Origin of the sequence: Nonomuraea sp. NPDC059007, assembly GCF_042740555.1 — a bacterium.
GTDB lineage: Bacteria > Actinomycetota > Actinomycetes > Streptosporangiales > Streptosporangiaceae > Nonomuraea.
Window position 1 is genome coordinate 24473 of record NZ_JBHYJD010000054.1, and the last position, 19254, is coordinate 43726.

General features: G+C 70.1%; 19 protein-coding genes. 11 read left to right on the top strand and 8 right to left on the bottom strand.

Going from position 1 to position 19254, the window contains the following annotated elements:
- Positions 1-23: 23 nt before the first annotated feature.
- Positions 24-341 carry a hypothetical protein gene (locus tag ACFWY5_RS48675; protein ID WP_379638984.1) on the bottom strand — a complete coding sequence of 106 codons (318 nt, stop codon included), beginning with the start codon at positions 339-341 and terminating at the stop codon, positions 24-26.
- A gap of 70 nt (positions 342-411) precedes the next feature.
- A complete protein-coding gene (locus tag ACFWY5_RS48680; RefSeq protein ID WP_379638985.1) occupies positions 412-1284 on the bottom strand; it encodes a helix-turn-helix transcriptional regulator in 873 nt (290 codons plus the stop codon).
- 101 nt (positions 1285-1385) lie between these two features.
- On the opposite strand from ACFWY5_RS48680, the gene ACFWY5_RS48685 reads away from it, so the two are divergent.
- The 4 genes from ACFWY5_RS48685 (at position 1386) to ACFWY5_RS48700 (ending at position 6525) form a co-directional block, all read left to right on the top strand.
- On the top strand, positions 1386-2807 hold the full coding sequence (locus ACFWY5_RS48685; RefSeq protein WP_379638987.1) for an MFS transporter: 1422 nt from the start codon (positions 1386-1388) through the stop codon (positions 2805-2807).
- A 139-nt stretch (positions 2808-2946) separates the two neighbouring features.
- Positions 2947-3156, top strand: a complete 210-nt coding sequence (locus tag ACFWY5_RS48690; protein ID WP_379638988.1) for a hypothetical protein — start codon at positions 2947-2949, stop codon at positions 3154-3156.
- A 77-nt stretch (positions 3157-3233) separates the two neighbouring features.
- Positions 3234-5714 carry a MarR family transcriptional regulator gene (locus tag ACFWY5_RS48695; RefSeq protein WP_379638989.1) on the top strand — a complete coding sequence of 827 codons (2481 nt, stop codon included), beginning with the start codon at positions 3234-3236 and terminating at the stop codon, positions 5712-5714.
- A gap of 400 nt (positions 5715-6114) precedes the next feature.
- Positions 6115-6525 carry a VOC family protein gene (locus ACFWY5_RS48700; protein ID WP_379638990.1) on the top strand — a complete coding sequence of 137 codons (411 nt, stop codon included), beginning with the start codon at positions 6115-6117 and terminating at the stop codon, positions 6523-6525.
- Between the two features lie 215 nt (positions 6526-6740).
- Here the strand turns inward: ACFWY5_RS48700 and ACFWY5_RS48705 are convergent, their stop codons facing one another.
- The gene (locus ACFWY5_RS48705; RefSeq protein WP_379612583.1) at positions 6741-7340 is read right to left on the bottom strand and encodes a TetR family transcriptional regulator; all 600 of its coding nucleotides are present in this window, start codon (positions 7338-7340) and stop codon (positions 6741-6743) included.
- A gap of 78 nt (positions 7341-7418) precedes the next feature.
- Between ACFWY5_RS48705 and ACFWY5_RS48710 the strand changes: the two genes are divergently transcribed.
- The 6 genes from ACFWY5_RS48710 (at position 7419) to ACFWY5_RS48735 (ending at position 12417) form a co-directional block, all read left to right on the top strand.
- The gene (locus ACFWY5_RS48710) at positions 7419-8771 is read left to right on the top strand and encodes an FAD-dependent monooxygenase (RefSeq protein WP_379638991.1); all 1353 of its coding nucleotides are present in this window, start codon (positions 7419-7421) and stop codon (positions 8769-8771) included.
- 1 nt (position 8772) lies between these two features.
- Positions 8773-9957 carry an FAD-dependent oxidoreductase gene (locus ACFWY5_RS48715; RefSeq protein ID WP_379638992.1) on the top strand — a complete coding sequence of 395 codons (1185 nt, stop codon included), beginning with the start codon at positions 8773-8775 and terminating at the stop codon, positions 9955-9957.
- The gene (locus ACFWY5_RS48720) at positions 9954-10349 is read left to right on the top strand and encodes an FAD-dependent monooxygenase (RefSeq protein ID WP_379638993.1); all 396 of its coding nucleotides are present in this window, start codon (positions 9954-9956) and stop codon (positions 10347-10349) included. Before ACFWY5_RS48715 ends, ACFWY5_RS48720 begins: the two co-directional genes overlap by 4 nt.
- 15 nt (positions 10350-10364) lie before the next feature.
- Positions 10365-10790 carry an SRPBCC family protein gene (locus ACFWY5_RS48725; protein WP_379638994.1) on the top strand — a complete coding sequence of 142 codons (426 nt, stop codon included), beginning with the start codon at positions 10365-10367 and terminating at the stop codon, positions 10788-10790.
- Between the two features lie 118 nt (positions 10791-10908).
- On the top strand, positions 10909-12207 hold the full coding sequence (locus ACFWY5_RS48730) for an erythromycin esterase family protein (protein WP_379638995.1): 1299 nt from the start codon (positions 10909-10911) through the stop codon (positions 12205-12207).
- A 24-nt stretch (positions 12208-12231) separates the two neighbouring features.
- Positions 12232-12417: a PKD domain-containing protein gene (locus ACFWY5_RS48735; protein WP_379639027.1), complete on the top strand. Its 186-nt coding sequence runs from the start codon at positions 12232-12234 to the stop codon at positions 12415-12417.
- Here the strand turns inward: ACFWY5_RS48735 and ACFWY5_RS48740 are convergent.
- Genes ACFWY5_RS48740 through ACFWY5_RS48755 form a run of 4 tightly spaced genes read right to left on the bottom strand, consistent with a single transcriptional unit; the run spans position 12410 to position 16866 of the window.
- The gene (locus ACFWY5_RS48740; RefSeq protein WP_379612589.1) at positions 12410-13030 is read right to left on the bottom strand and encodes a response regulator; all 621 of its coding nucleotides are present in this window, start codon (positions 13028-13030) and stop codon (positions 12410-12412) included. The two genes, ACFWY5_RS48735 and ACFWY5_RS48740, sit on opposite strands and share 8 nt — an antisense overlap.
- Positions 13027-14235: a sensor histidine kinase gene (locus ACFWY5_RS48745; RefSeq protein WP_379638996.1), complete on the bottom strand. Its 1209-nt coding sequence runs from the start codon at positions 14233-14235 to the stop codon at positions 13027-13029. The genes ACFWY5_RS48740 and ACFWY5_RS48745 overlap by 4 nt, the downstream gene beginning before the upstream one ends.
- Before the next feature lie 37 nt (positions 14236-14272).
- On the bottom strand, positions 14273-16114 hold the full coding sequence (locus ACFWY5_RS48750) for a hypothetical protein (protein WP_379638997.1): 1842 nt from the start codon (positions 16112-16114) through the stop codon (positions 14273-14275).
- Positions 16099-16866, bottom strand: coding sequence for an ABC transporter ATP-binding protein (locus tag ACFWY5_RS48755; protein WP_379612592.1), 768 nt, complete (start codon positions 16864-16866; stop codon positions 16099-16101). The genes ACFWY5_RS48750 and ACFWY5_RS48755 overlap by 16 nt, the downstream gene beginning before the upstream one ends.
- A 138-nt stretch (positions 16867-17004) precedes the next feature.
- On the opposite strand from ACFWY5_RS48755, the gene ACFWY5_RS48760 reads away from it, so the two are divergent.
- Positions 17005-18459, top strand: coding sequence for a hypothetical protein (locus ACFWY5_RS48760; protein WP_379638998.1), 1455 nt, complete (start codon positions 17005-17007; stop codon positions 18457-18459).
- Here the strand turns inward: ACFWY5_RS48760 and ACFWY5_RS48765 are convergent.
- Positions 18425-19165 (bottom strand): alpha/beta fold hydrolase, encoded by a 741-nt coding sequence (locus ACFWY5_RS48765; protein ID WP_379638999.1) that lies wholly within the window; start codon positions 19163-19165, stop codon positions 18425-18427. The genes ACFWY5_RS48760 and ACFWY5_RS48765 overlap by 35 nt on opposite strands.
- Positions 19166-19254 lie beyond the last annotated feature (89 nt).

Consider the following 19254-nt stretch of genomic DNA (forward strand, 5'->3'; position numbering starts at 1 on the left):
TGCCTACTCTACGAACCCCGTGCCTACCACTCGACCAGGAGCCGATCCACGCCGTAGACCACCCGGTCCGTCCGCGTCGGCACCTCCTCGGGGAGCACCGTCAGTCTCAGGGCCGGGAAGCGCCGCGGCAGCGCGGGACAGGCGATGCGCGTCTCCACCCGGGGTGAGCTGCCGGCCGAGGCACTGAAGAGCCGGAAGGGCAGCAGCGGCGTGCGCTCTTGCGCCGAGCGTTGCTGGGCCAGGAAGGCGCCGAGGAGGAGGCCGCCGAGGCCGGCCAGGTAGAGCTCGCCGCCCAGGAGCGCGAACACCAGCACGGACAACCCCGCCGACGACAGCAGCACGCCGACAGGCCGGGGATCGTGATGTCATGAAGAAGGCCAGGCAGACGGTGGCGAGTACGCCTCTTCTCGGTCACCGCCGATCACCCAAGAGACCAGGCACGGTCGCCGCCAGGCCTGACAACTGTTCCAGCCTCCGCGATGTCTCCTCGTCGCCGGGGGTCATCACCATCAGCCGGTGGCCCGTCTCCGTGACGTCGGTGGAAACGAAGTTCAGCTGGAGAAGCCCCACCAGCGGACTCTCAAGGCGTTTCACCTCGTAGTGCTGGAGGAGCACGTCGTGGCGGCTCCACAGTCGCGCGAATTCGTCCGACCGCTCCAGCAACCGCCCGACCACGCTCGAGGCATCCGCTCCCGCCGTCCCGGCACTCGCCGCGGCGCGCATCCTCGCCACCATCCTGGTCGCGACGATGTCGTCGTCGACGTACCGGCTGCGCCAGTCGGGGTCCGTGAAGAACTGCACGGCGCAGTTCCGTTCAGCGGACGGGATCAGGTCCATGTCGGTGAAGAGGTGCCGGTACGCCCGGTTGTACGCCACCACGTCGAACAGCCGCGTTTGCAGGCACGCGGGATAGGGATCCAGCTTGTCCAGCACCGGCTGGAAGGCGGTCAGCAGAGCCGGGTCGCATCCGGCCGGATCGGTGGCCGGTGGCCGTACGCCGGCGAGCCTCCGCAAATGCCGCGTTTCCGCCTCGTCCAGCCGCAACGCCCGGCCGACCGCCTTGAGCACCTGCGTGCTGACGTTGATCGGCCGCCCCTGCTCCAGCCAGGTGTACCACGTGACCCCCACCCCTGCGAGCACCGCGACCTCCTCGCGCCGCAGCCCCGGCGTGCGACGCCGCCCGGTGGCCGGAAGTCCTACCCTGCCGGGACTCAGCCGCTCGCGCCGGGTGCGGAGGAAATCGCCGAGCTCACGCCGGGCGCTCGGGGAGATCGTGTCGGTCATGACTCCATACTGCTGCACCCACGGTCGCCCATCCAGGTTCGGCTGATACCCCCATAACCAGGCTTCTGGTACCCGGATCAGCGACCACGCAGCATCGACCCGTGACCACAACCTCGACACCAACGACCCGATCCCGGCCACGGACGCTCGGGCTTCCCGGGCTCCTCGCCACCCTCTCCGCTCTGCTCCTCTCGGTGGTCAGCTTCGCCGCCGCGGGCATCGCCGTACCCGATATCGGAGCGTCACTGCACGCCTCCCCTGCCGAGCAATCGCTCGTCGTCTCGGTGTACTCGCTCGGCTTCGCGGTGCCGATGGTCCTCGGCGGGCGCCTCGGTGACCTGTACGGGCGCCGCCGCCTGTTCCTTCTCGGCATGGCCGGTTTCACCCTCTTCTCGCTGATGGCGGCCCTCTCCCCCACCGTCATCGTCCTGATCGCCGCGCGCGCCCTCACCGGCGTCTCCGCGGCGGCGATGGTCCCCCAGGTGCTCGCGACGATCACCGCGTCGACGCAGGGCCGCGAACGCGCCAGGGCGGTCGCGTTGTTCGGAGCCACCGCGGGAGGCGCGACGGCGATCGGGCAGATCCTCGGCGGAGTGCTGCTCTTCGGCTCCGGCTGGCGCATGGTCTTCGCGGTGAGTGTCGTCATGGGCGTCCTCGCGTTTCTCGCCGCCCTGCGCTGGGTGCCGGCCACCAGCTCTCCCGGCCACCACTCGCTCGACCTGATCGGCACCGTGCTGCTGGGCTCCGCCCTCGTCTCGTTGCTCGTCCCGCTGTCCCAGGGCGCCGCGCTCGGCTGGCCCGCCTGGTGCTGGGCGCTGCTCGCCGCCGTCCCCGTCCTGTTCGCGGCGTTCTGGAGACGGCAGCTCCGGCTGCACCGCGGCGACCGCCTCCCGCTGGTCCCGCCACCCCTGTTCCGCCTGGGTTCCTACCGCGTCGGACTCGTGATGGCCCTCATGCTCCAGTCGGCTTTCGGCGCGTTCACCTTCCTCTACGCCGTCACCACACAGACCGGGCTGGGCTGGACCCCGATGCACGCCGCTCTCGTGCTGCTTCCGTACGCCCTGTGCTTCTTCGTCGTCTCCGTCTGGTCCGGGAAGCTCGCCCCGCGCTTCGGGTTCCGCCGACTGCTGATCATCGGCGGCGTCATCCAGGCGGCGCTGCTTGCGGTCACCGCGGCTTCGGTGTTCCTGCAGGGCACCGGCCTGAACTCCTGGACTCTCGCCGCGTCCCTGGTCGGCGTCGGCATCGGGCAAGCGTTCATGTTCGGCCCCCTCGTCGGCGCGATGATCGCCGACGTCCCGCCTGCTTCCGCCGGGGCCGCGTCGGGAGCGCTCCAGACGACACAACAAGCCGCGATGGGCCTCGGCGTCGCCGTGGCCGGCGGGCTACTCGCCGCGGCTACTGCCGGATCAGCGGCACCCGCCGGTGCCACCTACACCACCGCACTCGCCGTGTGCATGATCGTGCAAGCCGCCTTCGCCGTCGCCTTCGCACTCTGCGCCCTCGCCCTCCCCCGCCGCTGATCCCCGGGCACGGGCTGGCCTTCCACCGTTGGCGGGTGTGTTACGCACCCTGAAGTGCGTACTTCCCAGCAGGATGTTACTCACCAATAGTGGTGCAGGGCGCCGATGGACACCCCCGACACGAGACGGAGGCCCCAGCATGTTCTCCACCTCACTTCCCGGCGGCACGTGGACCCTCGGCGACCTGACCGTCACCCGGTTCGGCTACGGCGCCATGCAGCTCGCCGGCCCCGGCGTCATGGGACCGCCCGCCGCGACATCGTCCGCGCACGGCCGAAGGCATGCGCCGCGAGATTTCGGCGGGCGAGTGGTAGTCACGCATTTCTCGTGGCCGGTGGTTGAGTTCTGATGCCATGGCGTCGAGCTGGGCCTGTGTGAATGTGCGGAGGTCGGTGTTCTTCGGGACGTACTGCCGAAGGAGACCGAATGAAGATGATTTCGCGTGCGACCCTGCCGAACGGCATGCCCAGAGGGGACGATGTCAGCGTGAACAGACGCAGGGGCGGCTTGCGGATCTCGCTCGCCGTGCTGGCCACCATCGCCCTGGGTACTCTGGTGGTTTTCGTGTGGCGTGCCTGGAAACCGGCCGCCGATGTCAACCTCGCGGACGTCGTCGCCGTGACGCTGGCCGCCGCCAGCGCCGTGGCAGCGCTGGTCGCCTTCGCTCGACGTTCCGATGGTGAAACCTTCCCGACCGATGCCGCGGTGGACAGCGCCGCCCGGGCGCTGGCCATTCTGGTGGATCGGCAGTGGCAGGACGAAGCCCGGCACCGCCTACTGAATGACCCCGACCCGATTCCGGTGCTCTGGCGGCTGTCCACCGATGAGACGCTGATGAGCCACCCCCGCCTGGTCACCGCCGAGGCGGAACCGGACTTCACCGGCCGCAGCGACGACATCGAGCGCCTGGCCAAGGCGTTCCAGGCTCTGGCCCGGCGCCGGCTGGTCATCACCGGCGCGGCGGGGATGGGCAAGACCACCCTGGCGGTGCAACTGCTGCTCCACCTGCTATCCGTCCGCGAGGCCGACAAGGCCCGCGCCGCCCCCGGGGAAATTGTGCCGGTGCCGGTGCTCCTCCCAGTCTCCGGCTGGGACCTCGACGTCCACCCCCACCTGCAGGACTGGCTCGCCGTTCGACTGGTCCAGGACTACCCGGCGCTGGCCGCCCCCGAGTTCGGCCCCGGCGCCGCAGCCGCGCTCGTGAACGGCGGTCACATCCTGCCCGTCCTGGACGGCTTGGACGAGATTCCCGACGATGCCCGCGCTCGGGTCATCGCCGCGCTCAACGCCTCACTGTCCGCCCGCGACCAGCTCATTCTCACCAGCCGTAGCGCCGAGTTCGCCACCGCCGTCAGTGCTGCAGGCCGGCCACTCACCGCCGCCGTGATCATCATCCCCCAGCTTCTCACCCCCGCTGACGCCGCCGGTTACCTGCGCTCCTGCCTGCCCGACGCCTTGCCGGACGCCTGGGAGCCGGTCTTGACGGCCCTGACCGCCGGTCCCGCACCGGCCGGCCTGGCCAGGATGGCAACCACCCCGCTGGGCCTGTGGCTGATCCGCACCGTCTACGTCACCCCTGACGCCGACCCTGCCCCGTTGACGGGCCCTCTGGGCAGCGACTACCACGCACTACGCTCCCACTTATTCGACCGCCTCATCCCCAAACTCATCGAAACTCGCCTGCCCAGCAGTAATCCCGCCGAGCATTTCCGGCCTCGCCGCCATTACGACCCCGGCCAAGTGGCCCAGTGGCTCGGCTACCTCGCGCATCACCTGGACAAGACCGGCACTCGTGAGCTCGACTGGTCGCACCTTCGCAAGTCGGTGCGGGGACCGCTACACGGGGTCCGAATAGCGGTCGGGATATGCGGTGGCCTTGTGTTCGGGTTCGGATTCGGCTTCGAGTTCTCCCTTAAAGTCGGGCTCATACTGATGATCCCGGGCGGTGTCTTAGGAGGACTTCTCTTCGGGCTCAGTGAGGAACTCCACCCGGAACCCACCCACGCCAATCTGCGAATTCGCGGGCGCATCGGCCGGTTCGCCCGCGAATTCCGCCTCGCGCTCAGGCTCACGGCCGTGGTCGGGATCGTGATCGCGCTTGCGGTCGCGTTCATAGTGGGCCCGGCGGCGGCGCTGACCGTCGCACTCGTCTATCCGATCGTCACAGGACTCGCGTTCGGGTACACCGGCTTGATCGCAGAGCCCTCGGCCACCGCCCGCGCAAGTACCCCCTCATCCACGCTCAACGGCGACCTGAAGATGACGGGAGCACATACCCTCGCGGTCGGGCTCACTGTGGGGATAACGTTCGGGCTCACTTTCGGGCCGGCGGCGGGTTTCGGAGCCGCGATCGCGTTTGGGCTCACCGGCGGTCTCGGCACTTCACTCAAGATCCCAGTTCCGCGACGGCAGGGATTCATCGTCACAGTGCCGTTCGGATTCAGAGAACTCGGTACGGCTGCGGTGACCTACCTCACCACGATAGCCATGCTCCGGGCCAAGCGGCGTCTGCCTCGACGGCTGATGAGATTCCTTGACGACGCCCATCGACTAGGACTACTGCGTACTGTCGGGCCGGTTTACCAGTTCCGGCACGCCGAACTGCACGACCGCCTCTCCGCCCCCTACACAGGGTGGACGTTTCTGACCAGCCACGCCCGGGCGTTGGTCGCCATCGATCGCGATCCGGACCTGCTGAGCCGCGACATCGCCGACCGGCTGGGGCTCAGCGAGCGGGCGGTGCAGGCCATCGTGGCCGACCTGCAGCAGGCCGGCTATGTGGAGGTGGTGCGCCGCGGCAGCAGCAACCACTACACCCTGGTCCCGGACCGCTACCTGCGCCACCCCGATCCGCAGGACATCCCGATCCGGCGGCTCATCGAGCTGTTCGACGTCCCCAAGGCGTGACACAGGGCGCCGGACACGGCACCTTGCTCGTCTCCAGACGCGCACGATGCGGGTGGCTCTCCTCATGGCGCTGGACGTGAGTAGGAGTGGGATCACACCTGAAGACCAGGAGAAAGGCAGCAGCGCCACCCGGCGCGGTTCTACGAGGTGGCTGAGCGGGCGCACGATCGAGATCGGCCCCGCCACAACCTGCCTGAGCCGGCCACGACAGGCGCAGACGGTGCCCGCTCTGCCTGCCCCGCGGACCCGATAAGCGTTGGTCGTTGTCCCGGTGGAACAGGGGCACAGCCTGGGCGGCATGGTGAATGGCTGTGGCATCCCGGTCACCGGTGTCTCAAAGAATCATCGGGGTTCAGCGACACGTTCTCGGGCTTCCGTGATCTTCTGGCAAGCTCGCGGGATGCTCAAGCTCACCGATTTCATCATCGACTGCCCGGACACCATGGCGCTGGCGGCCTTCTACTCCGAGGTGACAGGCCGCCCGATCAAGGAACGCAGCCACGAGGACTGGGCCGGTATCCAGTTCGGTGAGATCGAGCTGGCCTTCATCCGGGTGGACGACTACCGCGCCCCGCAGTGGCCCGACACCGAGCACCCCAAGCAGTTCCACCTCGATTTCGAAGTGGACGACATCGAATCCGAGCAGCGCCGCGTGCTCGAGCTTGGCGCGACGTTGCGGCAGGACTTCATCGGCCCCGAGGGCTACGGCTGGCGGATCTACACCGACCCGATCGGCCACCCCTTCTGCCTGTGCCGCAACAAGGGTGTCACCTGGACCGACCAGGGGCCGACCTGGCCCAAGCACGACTAAGACCTGACTCGACGCGAGGTCAGCGGCCGAGCGATGCGGTGGCCGGCCTCATGGCGGACCTGGGCGCTCTCCTCGATCGTGCGGGCGGTCGGCGCCACGCCATGGCCGCCTCCCCCTGCCGCCGTGTGGCGGCGCGGCTGCGACCCGCCCGCTTCACCATCGAGGCACCCCTGCAACTGACCATCCCCGCGGACCTGGACCGGGTGAGCCGATCCTCACCGATCGGGGACGGCGTCGCCGTCGAGCATGGCTTGAACGGCCGGCCCCGCCCACGTCACGATCGCATCGTGACCGGCCGAGGCGATCGGTTCGACGCGCACGGCGTACCTGGCCACCGCCAGCCCCATCAGCTGGGCGGTGATGAGCGCGCCGCGCATCGCCGCGTCGGGGCCTTCGAGCCGGTCGGCGACCTGCGCCGTGAACTCCTTGTCGATGAACTCGCGCAACATCTGCGCCGACGGATCCTGGCTGCCCGCGGACATGGTCAGCGTCAGGATCGGCTCCAGGCTCGCGCTGGCGTCCCACACCTGCAGGAAGCGCCGGACCAGTTCGGCGCCGACGCCGCCGACGCCATGGGCGAGCAGTTCGGCGACCGGCTCGCGGGGGCTGTCGGGCGCCTCGAGTACGGCGGCGAACAGCTTGTCCTTGCCCCCGAAGAAGTAGCTGATCATGGACGGATCCACGCCGGCGTCGGCGGCGATGGCCCGTACGGTGGCGCGATCGTAGCCGTCGCCGGCGAATCGCACGCGTGCCGCCGCCAAGATCTTGTGGCGGCTCTTCTCCCCGCTGCGCCATCGGCCTGATCGTCCGCTCATGACGTGATTCTACATTTTCTCCAACACCCGTTGAAGTATGCGTGCCATGACGCTAGATTCTCCAACGGGTGATGAAGAATGGATGTACTGATTGCCGGCGGCGGCCTCAGCGGGCTGACCATGGCGGCTCTCCTCGGCCGGTACGGCCTGGCATGCCTGGTGGTGGAGAGCGCACGGGACGTACCCCGGGCGCCGCGAAACCACCGGCTCAACCCGCGCACCATGGCGGTGCTGCGAGGCGCGGGGCTGGAACGGCCGGTCCGCGCCATCGAGCTCGGATACGACAGCGGCGGCCTGATCATGGCCGACACGCTCACCGGTAGGGCGGGCACCCGCCTGCCCTCACCGTGGCAACCCGTCCCTCCACAGGTCAGCGAGGTGCCGGTGTGCGTCTGCAACGAGCGCGACCTGGAGACGGTCATGCGTACCCAGGCACGCGAGCGTGGCGCCGAGCTACGCCTGGGCGCCACGCTGACCGGCTTCGAAGTGCGCACGGACCAGGTCACCGGCGTCCTGCGGGACGGTACGACGATCGAGGCCCGCTACCTGATCGCGGCCGGCGGCCCGCCCCTCAGGGACGCGGCCGGGGTGCCCGCACACGGACCGGACAACCTCGGCCGCCAGCTCACCATCAGCTTCCGCGCCGACCTCGACCTGCGCGACGGCTACCTGCTCGGCAGCGTGAACGGCTTGCTGCTGCCGGAGGAGCCCGGCGTGTTCGGGCTCACCGTAGCGATGACCGACCTCACGCCGGAGCGGTGCGTGGAGCTGATCAGGACCGCGGCCGGGCACCCGGACCTGCCCGTCGAGCTGGTCGATCGCACCCCGCTGGAGATCTCGGCGCGGATCGCCGACCGGTTCGTGCGCGGGCGCGTGCTGCTGGCGGGCAAGTCCGCGTACAGCTCGCCGCCCACGCCCGGATTGATGGGCAACGCCCGTATCCAGGACGCCCACAACCTCGCCTGGAAGCTCGCGCTCGTCCTGTCGGGCCAGGCGGGACCGGCCCTGCTCGACTCCTACGACACCGAGCGCCGGCCGCTGGCGGAACTGACCGTGCGTGACGCGCTGAGCAGACTCCCCGCGCACATGGCCGCGCCCGCCGAACCACTGCCCGTCGATCGCCTGACGTTCGAACTGGGTTTCCGGTACGGCGACGGCGACCGCTTCGAAGATCCACGCACGCCCTCGCTGCTGCCGGGCGGCATGATCCCCCACTTCGACCTGTCGGCCCGATCCTTCGTCCTCCTGGCCGGGAGCGACGAACAACGCTGGCGCGCGGCCGCCGAACCGCTCGGCATCGAGGTCCGGCCGGGCGGCACCGGACCTGAGGCGCTGCTCGTCCGGCCCGACGGATTCGTCGCCTGGCGTTCGGCCGACCCTGACCATCTCGCGGAGGCGCTGGACCGTCTCCTGCACAGAGAAAGGCTCTGACATGAACCAACGGCTACGGGTACTCATCGCGGGCGCCGGCCTGGGCGGGCTCTGCCTGGCGCAGGGCCTGCGCCGGGCCGGCGTCGACGTGCTGGTCTTCGAACGCGACGCCGGCCCGTACAGCCGGGCCCAGGGGCATCGCGTGCACCTCGATCAGCGCGGCGAGGACGCCCTGCGCGCCTGCCTGCCCGAGCACCTCTTCGATCTGTACGAGGCCACCCGTGGCCAGCCCAGCGAACGCCTGATGCTGATCGACGCCGAAGGCGAACACCTGCGGGAGATCCCCGTTCCCCCGCTGCCCGACGCCACCTCGATCATCAAGAAGGGCAGCGCGGTCAGCAGATCCACCCTGCGCGAGATCCTGCTCGCCGGCCTGGACGACGTCGTGCGGTACGGCAAGGCGCTCACCCACTACGACCACGACGTACGGGCCTGGTTCGCCGACGGCACCCACGAGAGCGGTGACGTCCTCGTCGGCGCCGACGGGATCGGCTCCGCCGTACGCCGGCAGCGCCTTCCCCAGGCACGGATCGACGACCTGAACATCCGCTGGATCGGCGGCAAGACCCCCGTCACCGCCGGCATCGAACACTCACTGCCGGACGGGCTGCACAACGCCTTCGCCGCCGTCACCGGCATGGACCCCGCCATGATGATCGGCTACATGCGCTTCGGGAACCCGCCCCCGGCCATGGCCGAACGCCTGGCACCCGGCCTTCGCCTCACCGACACCGAGGACTTCGTCATGTGGGCGATCACCGTACAGCGCGATCGGCTGACCGCCGCGGACGCCGCCCTGCCCGCCTCCGGCCTGCACCGGCGGGCCCTGGAGCTCACCACGTCCGCGCACCCCGCCATGCGCCGCGTCGTCGAACAGGCCTGGCCCGAGCACACCTTCCACCTGTCGATCGGCACCTCGGTCCCCGTCCCCACATGGGACAGCGACCACGTCACCCTGCTCGGTGACGCGATCCACGCCATGCCGCCCTCCCGCGCCTCCGGCGCGAACACCGCGCTCAGCGACGCCGCCGACCTGGCCCGCCACCTGATCGACGCCCGGCAGGGCCACAGCAGCCTGCCGGAGGCGATCGGCGCGTACGAACACATCATGATCGAACGCGGCTTCGCCGCCGTGGAGTCCTCGACACGGGCGATCGACGCCTTCGCCCGGAAGATCATCCGATGACCACCGTCGGCGACGCCGCGCACGCCATGTCACCGATCGGCGGATTCGGCGTCAACCTCGCCATCCAGGACGCCGTCGCCACCGCCAACCTGCTCACCGGACCCCTCCTTCACGCCCAGGCGCACGCCACCCCGATTCCCAGCACCGCGGTGGAACGCAGAAGACGCCTTCCTGCCGCCGCGGCCCAGCCGCTGCAGCGGCTGACCCAGCGCTTCGGCGTCGAACCCGCCATGAGGGGCAACCGGCTCCGGCACCCCGTCGCGGGCTCACGCACCGTCCGTAAGACGATGGCCTACATGATCGGCATCGGCCTGAGGGCGTCGCCTGCTGAAGGAAACACGGGACCTCTTGATCACCCCCTCGTGTGCGCTGTAGGCATGGAGAAAGGATGAGGAGAGAAGGGCCCCATGCGTGAGATCAGCACATCCATCGACATTCAGGCATTACCCGAACAGGTCTGGGAGGTGCTCGTCGACTTCGACGGCTACAAGACGTGGAACCCCTTCATCCGTGAGGGCTCGGGTCAGGCCACCGTGGGAGCCACGCTGACCCTGCGCATGTATCCCGAGAGCGGAAAGCCGATGACCTTCCGCCCCAAGGTGCTCGCCGCCGAACCTGGTCGCACGCTCCGCTGGCTCGGGCGGCTCATCATCCCGGGCATCTTCGACGGCGCCCACGAGTTCACCCTGACCGCGACGGAGACCGGAACCCACCTCGTCCAACGCGAGACCTTCAGCGGCATCCTGGTGCCCTTCCTCGGAAAGACGATCGCGGGCACCGAGCGGAACTTCGTACGCCTGAATGAAGCGCTGAAGCAGCGCGTGGAGAGCTGACGCGAGCCGCGACTGCTCCGCGGGGAGTAGCGGAAACCCACTCCCACGGGACGACGACCATGGTCGGCGCACCGTGACATGGTCATCGTCCTGAGGCGCGACGGCACGGAGGCGAGAGATGACCAACAGGCGGACGGTGAGAACCTGGATCCGTGATCACGGATCCGCGCTGAACACCCTGAACTTCGAGGCTCCCCTGGACGATCTCGAACCGCTCCGGGACGTCGTGGGCGACGCGCGGGTGGTGGCCTTGGGCGAAAGCTCCCATCACATCCGGGAGTTCTACCAGGTACGCCATCGCATGCTGCGCTTCCTGGTCGAACGTTGCGGTTTCCAGGTGTACGCCCTGGAGGCCCCCTTCACCCAGGGACAGATCCTCGAGAAGTGGGTCCGGGGCGGCCCGGGGACGGTGGAACAGGTCGCCGAGACCGGCATCGCCATGTCCCTGGGGCAATGCCGGCAGATGTACGAGGTGCTGACCTGGATGCGGCAGCGGAACGAGAAGCCCGGAGGGCCGTCGCTGCGATGTGCCGGGACCGACCTGCCCGGCGCCTTCGGATCGCCCCTGCCCGCGCTCGAAGCGCTCGCCGGCTACCTGAGCCGGGCCTGTCCCGGCGCGCTCCCCGCCCTGGAGACAGCCTTCAAGGTGACACGGAGCTTCCACGACCCGGTCACCATGCGAGCCTTCGCCCGCTACCAGGAACTCGGCCCCGGCGAGCGCGACACGTTGACCAGCGCGTTGAGCGAGCTGACGGCCGTCATGCGCCGGCTGACCTTCGTCCAGCGGAGCCGCGGCCACGGGGCCGAGCACCAGACAGCGCTGTGGCACCTTCGCGGCGCCTGGTACCTGGATCAGCTCCATCGCGCCACCGCCACCGGGGAGAGCTTCGAGGTCGCGTCGACGTTCCGCGACGTCTACATGGCGGAGTCCGTCCTGCGGCTCCTGGACGGCGACGGGTCCGGCCAACGCGTCGTGCTGGCCGCGCACAACTGGCACATCCAGCGGACTCCCGCGGCCGAGGACGGCGAGAGCCCGCTGCTGCCGGCCGGAGCCCACCTCGCCGCCGCTCTGGGAGACGACTACCGCGCCATCGGCGTGACCTCGAGCCACGGCCGTACCACCACCGTGGGCGAACCGACGCCGGAACGCCCCGAGGGCACCTGGTACGACGCGCCGCTCCCGCCGCCCACCGGCCACAGCATCGAAGCGGCGTTCCCCACCGACGCGCTCTGGACTCTCGCGAACCTGCGCGCGGCCCGGTCCCAGGTCGAGGACGCGGAAGCCGTCCGGCAGTCCCGCATGGCCGACTATTTCCTGAACCTGCCGGTGTTCGACGCGTTCGACGCCATCGCCCACGTCTCGCACACGACCGGCTCCGACTACGTGACTGATCCTGGCGCCGGTGGAGTCCGTTAGAGGTGATGTCACGACGGCACCACCCTGCGCGACGGCGGCCCCGCATCCACCCATGCCTACCGGCGACCGGGCAGATTCACCGCGACCGTCACCGTCACCGACGACGAGAACTGCTCGACCGCCCTGATCTTCACCGGAACCTCGGTGCGCTGCAACGGCTCCTCCCGGGCCCGAGCCTCCCAGACCGTCAGGGTCCGGCCGGCTAGCTGAGCAGGCCCCGCCGATAGCCCTCGCCGACGGCGGCGGCGCGGTCGCGGACGCCGAGCTTGTCGTAGATGTGCAGCAGGTGGGTCTTGATGCTGGCCTCGCTGATGAAGAGTTTGGCGGCCGCCTGGCGGTTGGAGGCGCCGTCCGCGACGAGGGCGAGGACCTGGAGTTCGCGGTCGGTGAGGGCGGCCTTGACCGGCCGGCGTACCTGGCCCATCAGGCGGCCGGCGACCGACGGCGACAGGACCGGCTCACCCGCGGCGGCGGCACGTACGGCACGCAGGAGTTCGTCGGTGGGGGCGTCCTTGAGGAGGTAGCCGGTGGCGCCGGCTTCGATGGCGGGCAGGACGTCGGAGTCGCCGTCGAAGGTGGTCAGGACGAGGACCTTGATGTGGGGATGGGAGTGGCGCAGGGCGGTGATGGCGCTGACGCCGTCCATTTCGGGCATGCGCAGGTCCATGAGGACGATGTCGACCTCGAGTACGGCGGCGCGGTCGATGCCTTCGCGGCCGTTGGCGGCCTCGCCGGCGACGTGGATGTCGGGCTCGGCTTCGAAGGCGGCGCGCAGGCCGTCGCGGACGATCGGGTGGTCATCGACGATGAGGAGGCGGATCATCGGGGGTTTCCTTGGAGTGCGGGAACGGTGGCGCTGACGGCGGTGCCCTCGCCGGGCGTGCTCTCGATTTCGAGGGTGCCGCCGACGCCGCGCAGGCGTTGTCTCATGCTGCTGAGGCCGAATCCCTTGCCGCTGGGGTTGTGGATGCCGGTGCCGTCGTCGCGGATGTCGAGCAGGACGACGGCACCGGTGTAGGAGAGGGTGAGGCCGGCGCGGGTGGCGCCCGCGTGCTTGGCGACGTTGGCGAGAGCTTCCTGGGCGACGCGGAACAGGGTGACCTCGATGGCGGGGCTGAGGGGGACGCGGTCGCCGGTCACCTCGACGTGGAGATCGACGCCGGTGGTCTGGGTCCAGTTGCGGGCCAGGGTGGCCATGGCCTCGGGAAGGTGGGCGTCCTCGAGCTGGTGGGGCTGCAGGGCGGCGACGGAGCGACGGGCCTCGGTCAGGCTTTCCCTGGCGAGGTCGAGCGCGAGTTCGACGTGGGTGTCGGAGTCCTCGACGCGCTGGGCGGCGCGTAGCTGGGTGATGATGCCGGTGAGGCCCTGGGCGAGGGTGTCGTGGATTTCGCGGGCCATGCGCTGGCGTTCGTCGAGGATGCCGGCCTGGTGGGCTTGGGTGAGGAGCTGGGCGTGGAGGTCGGCGTTCTCCTCCAGGGCGGTCTGGAGGTCGCTGACCGCCTTTCGATATTTGCGCTGCCGCTCCTCGATCCTGATGCCCGCGATCTGGCCGCCGCCGATGGCGACGGTCTGCACGGCGATGATCGCCAGGTGGAAGGAGACGAGCTGGATGGTGGCCTGGGTCCAGTCGAGCGACGAGCCGTACAGGACGAAGGAGGTGGCGGCGACGGCGGCGAAGGTCCACTTGGAGGGGGCGAAGTGGCCGGCGAGGAAGAAGCCGGAGATGCAGTAGATGATGAAGATGGGGTCGTGGAAGGTCAGGAGCGCGGCGGTGGCCAGCACGCCGGCGAAGTGAACGGTGACGAAGCTCCTGCGCCGGCGTACGGCGGCGGGCAGAAGGGTGTGGGCGCCGAGAATCCAGGCGAGGGCCAGGGCGGCGAGCGCGAGGGTGCGGAGGATCCCACCCTCGGGCCGCTCGGGTGAGGCGAGGCTGATGACCAGGGCAGCGGCGAGGGTGAGAAAGGGGACGATCTCGACAATGCGCTCGAAGCGTCGTTCCCAGGTGGAGAGCGGGAAGGGGTCGTTCATCCGGGACGTGGCCCTCCTCTGGGGTACGGATGGGGTTTTAGCTGGTCGTGACGGTCGAGGATGAGCTTAGGCGCATGGGGATGAGGATGGCGTAGCCGTACAGGAGCAGCCCCAGGGCGATCATGAAGATGATCGTGGGCCATTGCCAGATCGGCGGGAGATGAAGGGCGAGGAACCACCCGGGATCCCCGATGCCGAAGATCTTCATGATCAGCGGCACGATGCCCTGGGGGAACAGGGGCAGCCAGGCGATGGTGTAGCTGACCGTGACGCCGATGCGGTGCTGGATCGGGAGGTCCGCGGTGGTCGGTTTGCCGGCCTGGGGTGACGGGCCGTGCTTCATGAGGTTGAGCAGATCGATCCCGTGGTTCTCGAGTCTGCGGTACGCGATCCTGCCGAGGCCCCAGGCGCTGAGGGCGCCGGTCAGCACGCCGGTGGCGATGCCGGCCCAGGGGTGCAGGAGGATGGCGCCGGCCGCGGGCAGGGCGGTGGCGGGAACCGCGAGGAGCACGAGCCAGGCGAGGCTGGTTTCGGCGGTTTCGTCAGCGCCGGTGCTGAGCGGGTTGCCGCCGCGCTTGTGCGGGTCGGTGCCGGGGACGAGCGAGGTGACGGCGAGCAGGACGATGACCCCGGCGCCGCCGCCGAGCAGGGCGGGGAGCAGACCGAGGACCCACGGCCAGGCCCAGCTCAGGCCGCTGACGAGGGTGCCGGCCAGGGAGAGGAGCACGGCGGCGGGGCCGACGATGAGGAGCCAGGCCAGCTGGCGCCCGCGCACGTCGGCGCGTTCCGCGCCGGGGGTCATGAGGGTGAGCCAGAGGGCGGTCCCGTCGGCGCCGTAGAGGTTGGCCGAGGACGCGGCGGCCATCACGATCGCGATGAGCCCCATGAAGGGCACCATGATCCAGACGTCGAGGGCCAGGAGCAGGACGGGGGTGACGACGGCGAAGGAGAAGGCGGTGGCGAGCAGCTGGATGCGGACGAGGTCACGCCACCAGGCGCGCAGTTCCTTGGCGGCCGTGATGCGGGCGCCACCGGTGCTGGGGAGGGGGCGAGGCGTGCCCCGGCGGGGCGGTACGCCGCCGCGTGCGGCCGAGACGACACGCCGCGACAGCAGGCCGGCCCATGCGGCCAGGAGGAGGGCGATCACGCCGGCGCCGGCGACGAGGATGACGAGGGCCAGGGGCCACGGGGCTTCGATGGCGGCCACGCCCCATCCGGAGGGCAGGACGCGGACGAGGACCTCGGACCAGGCGGCGGTGGCGTCGGCGCCGCCCACAGCCGCGACGGGCGCCCAGCCGTTGCTGCACAGGGCGATCGCGGTGCCGGTCACGATGCCGACGGCGGCCGCGGTGGCGCGGGACCTGACGAACAGGCCGATGAGCGCCACGATGACGCGGGAGATCATCACCATGGTGACGAGCGTGGTGACCGCCGCCACCAGGCCGATGAGCACTCCGGCCGGGCCGAAGCGCCAGCCGTACACGGGCAGGGACAGCAGGGCGATGAGATTGATGGCGGGTGCGGGGCCCGCGAAGGCTCCGGCGAGCAGCGCCGCCGCGATCCGGCCCGGCGTGGCCGGGAGCATGGAGAAGTATTCGGGGCGGAGGGCCTCGTTGCCGCCCCCGATGAAGATGGGGCCGAAGATCCAGCCGCCGAGCCAGACGGCCAGGGTGACGGGCAGGTAGGCGGGCCACAGGACGGCGACGGCGATGGTGCCGAGGGCCAGGATCAGCCCGGCCGAGACGCCGGTGTACAGGTTGGTGGCGGCGTCGCCGCGCAGGGAGTTGCGCATGAGTGCCAGCCGCATGCGGACCATGTGCTGTGCCAGGGCGGCCAGGCCGGGAGTACCGGCCGGGCTGAGGGTCAGGCCGTGAGCCATGCCAGCCCCTCCGTTCCTCCGGCGCGGGCGCCGACGAGCTCGACGAAGGCATCCTCCAGGGTTGCGGAGCCGCGTACCTCCGCCAGCGGCCCGGCGGCTACGACACGGCCGTCGGAGATGACGCCGACGTGGTCGCAGAGCTGCTCGACGAGGGCCATGACGTGGCTGGAGATGATCACGGAGCCGCCGTTGCCCGCGAACCTTCGCAGGATGGCCTTGATCGTGGCCGCGGAGACGGGATCGACCGCCTCGAAGGGCTCGTCCAGGACGAGCAGGCGGGGCGCGTGCAGGAGGGCGACGGCCAGCCCGATCTTCTTGCGCATGCCGGTGGAGTACTCGATGACCAGAGTCCGCTCCGCGGAGTCGAGTTCGAAGATCTGGAGGAGCTCGTCGGTACGCTCGGCGACGACGGCGGGCCGCATGCCGCGCAGCAGGCCGAGGTAGGTGAGGACCTCGCGGCCGGTGAGCCGCTCCGGCATGGCGTTGCCGTCGGGCAGCACGCCGATCAGTTCCTTGGCACGGACGGTGTCGCGCCAGACGTCGACGCCGAAGATCTCGGCGCTGCCGGCGTCGGGGCGGAGCAGGCCGACCGCCATGGCCAGGGTGGTGGTCTTGCCGGCGCCGTTGGGGCCGACCAGGCCGTAGAAGGATCCGGCGGGGACGGTGAGGTGGATGTCGTCGACGGCCACGTGGTCACCGAAGGCTTTACGGAGTCCGGTGGTGCGGAGGGCGGGCTCCTGGTGTGTTGGCATGCCTTGAGAATCGCGCGGGTAGCGGGGGTGGCGGATCGTCCGGCCGGAGAGCGGAGCGGTGGATTCCGGCATCAACCGATCGGTTGATGCGGAGCCCGCCCCTTGCCCGGCCGCGTTTCCCTCCACCATCCTCGATGGGTGATCTGGTGGCTGTCCTTCCGGGCCAGGCGCGGAGACCCGGCGGCGATCCGTGAGTTGTGGCGGCGCTGGCGCACGGGTGGCGATCCGGCGATCTGGGAAGTGCTGCGGCGTACGGGCCTGATCGACGACGAACTGGTGCTCTCGGTGCTTCAGGGCATCCCCGCCGTACGCGCCACCGCGCTGGAGACGATCATCGCCCGGGGCGACCAGAACGTGATCGACAGGCTGTTCCACCCCGACTGGCGCGACCCGGACGCGGCGCTCGCGCTGCTGCGCGAACTGACGGCGCGCGACCTGGCGCCCCATGGCGACGCACACCTCGCCAAGGTACGGCTGGCGGTCGGCGACCGGGACGGCTTCCTGGAGGTCGGCGAGTCCGTGACCACGCCCGTCCCCGGGCTCCTGTGGCCCGACCCGATCATCGCCGGGCATCTCCGGCAGCTCGAACTGGAGGACTGGTTCCTCCGCCAGAGCCTCCGCCGCGACGATGCGGACTTCGCACCCTTCGCCAAGATGCTGAAGCGTCCCATGCCCATCGACCTCGTGGAAGCCGCCCGGCGCAGCGAACACCAGCCGACCGCCGACCTGGCCCGGGATCGGTGCCGCACCGCCCGCGGGGGCGAGCTCGCGGCCCTGTGGTCCCAGGCGCTGCGCGGCGGAGAACCCTGGCCGGCGTTGTTCGGCAACCACACCCGGCTCGACGCCGAGGCGAGCGGATACGGCTGGCGACTGTGGCTGGCCGCCCCCACCCGGGAGCTGTCCGCCCACCTGCTGCGGCACGGAAGCGAGGTCACCGACCCGGCCTTGGACGACACGAGCGTGGCCGGTGACACGGACCTGCTCATCGAGGTTCTCCTGTCCCCCCGCCTGCCACGCGCGATCCGCGTGCTCATCGAGCGCTCCCCCACGCTCCGCGGCCACATGGTCCACGACCTGCTGAGCGGCCGCCTGGACGCCCTGGACACCGAGCGGCTGGCGGCCGGCTACCGGCATCCGCCGCTGCGCGAACCGATCCGCGCGGCCTTGCGTGAGGCCCGCGGCCTGGACGTTCTCGCGATCGTCAACCCGGCGTCACCGGAGGACCGGTACTTCGTCGCCGACGCCTTCCTCGGGTGGGAGGACTGGGCGAGCCTGCGCGACTACCTGCTCACCTGGCCCTTCCTCGACGTCCTCCAGTACGGGCCCCGGCTGGCCCGCCACCACCCGCCCGAGCTCTCCGCCCTGAGGCCGGCCCTCGATGCCGACCGCGCGATGATCCGCTACGCCCGCGTGACCAGATCGCCCCGGATCAAGCCCATCCTGCGATGCTCGCTGGCCGGCATGACCGGCGATGATCTGGCGGTGGTGCGCTGGATCCAGAAGAGCGCGAAGAGCAACCCGAAGCTCTGTCTCCTGGCCCAGGTGATCGAATCCTGCCTCACCCGGCGAAGAAGGTCTGGAGGTGACGGTTGACCGGGTCCGGGCAGTCCAGCTGGGGGGCGTGGCCGCAGCCGTCCAGGATCACGAGCTGGTCGTTCGGGAGCAGGTCGGCGAACCGGTGGGCGCGCTCGACAGGCTGGACGGTGTCCTGCCTGCCCCACAGGACCAGGGCCGGAGTCCTGGTGGCGGGGAGAGCGCGTTCGGTCGGTGCCCAGTCGAGGCGGCGTTCCAGCAGGTAGGTGGCGCGGATGTTGTCATGGAAGGTCATCGGCGCCCACCACTCGTCCACCAGCTGATCGGTGACGCGGCCCTTGTTGACCATCATGCCCTCGGCCAGGCCCCGCACCGTGGACTTGCCGGTGGACAGCTTGACGGCCAGCTCGCCGACCACGGGGATCTTCAGGGACTCCCACATCAGGGTGCCCCGCAGGTCCAGGCCGGTGGCGTCCAGCAGGGCGAGCTTGGTGACGCGCTCGGGATGACGCTGCGCGAAGGCCAGGGCCCAGCCGCCGCTCCAGGAGTTGCCGGCCAGCGCGGCCCGCCGTACACCGACACTGTCCATGAACGCGCCGACGGCGGCGACCATGGAGTCCAGGTCGTAGGCGAAGTCCGGGTCCTTCACCCGGGTGTAGCCCTGGCCGGGCAGGTCGGCCACGTAGACCGTGTGGTCGCGGGCCAGCACGTCGAGCTGGTCCTTCCAGCCGATGACCGAGGTGCCGCCGGGCGAGAGCAGGATCACCGGCGTGCCGGATCCGGCCTGGACGTAGTGGAAGCGGGCGATGGGAGTGTCGGCCGTAGCGTGAGCCGACTTGGGCCAGGTAGGGCGAG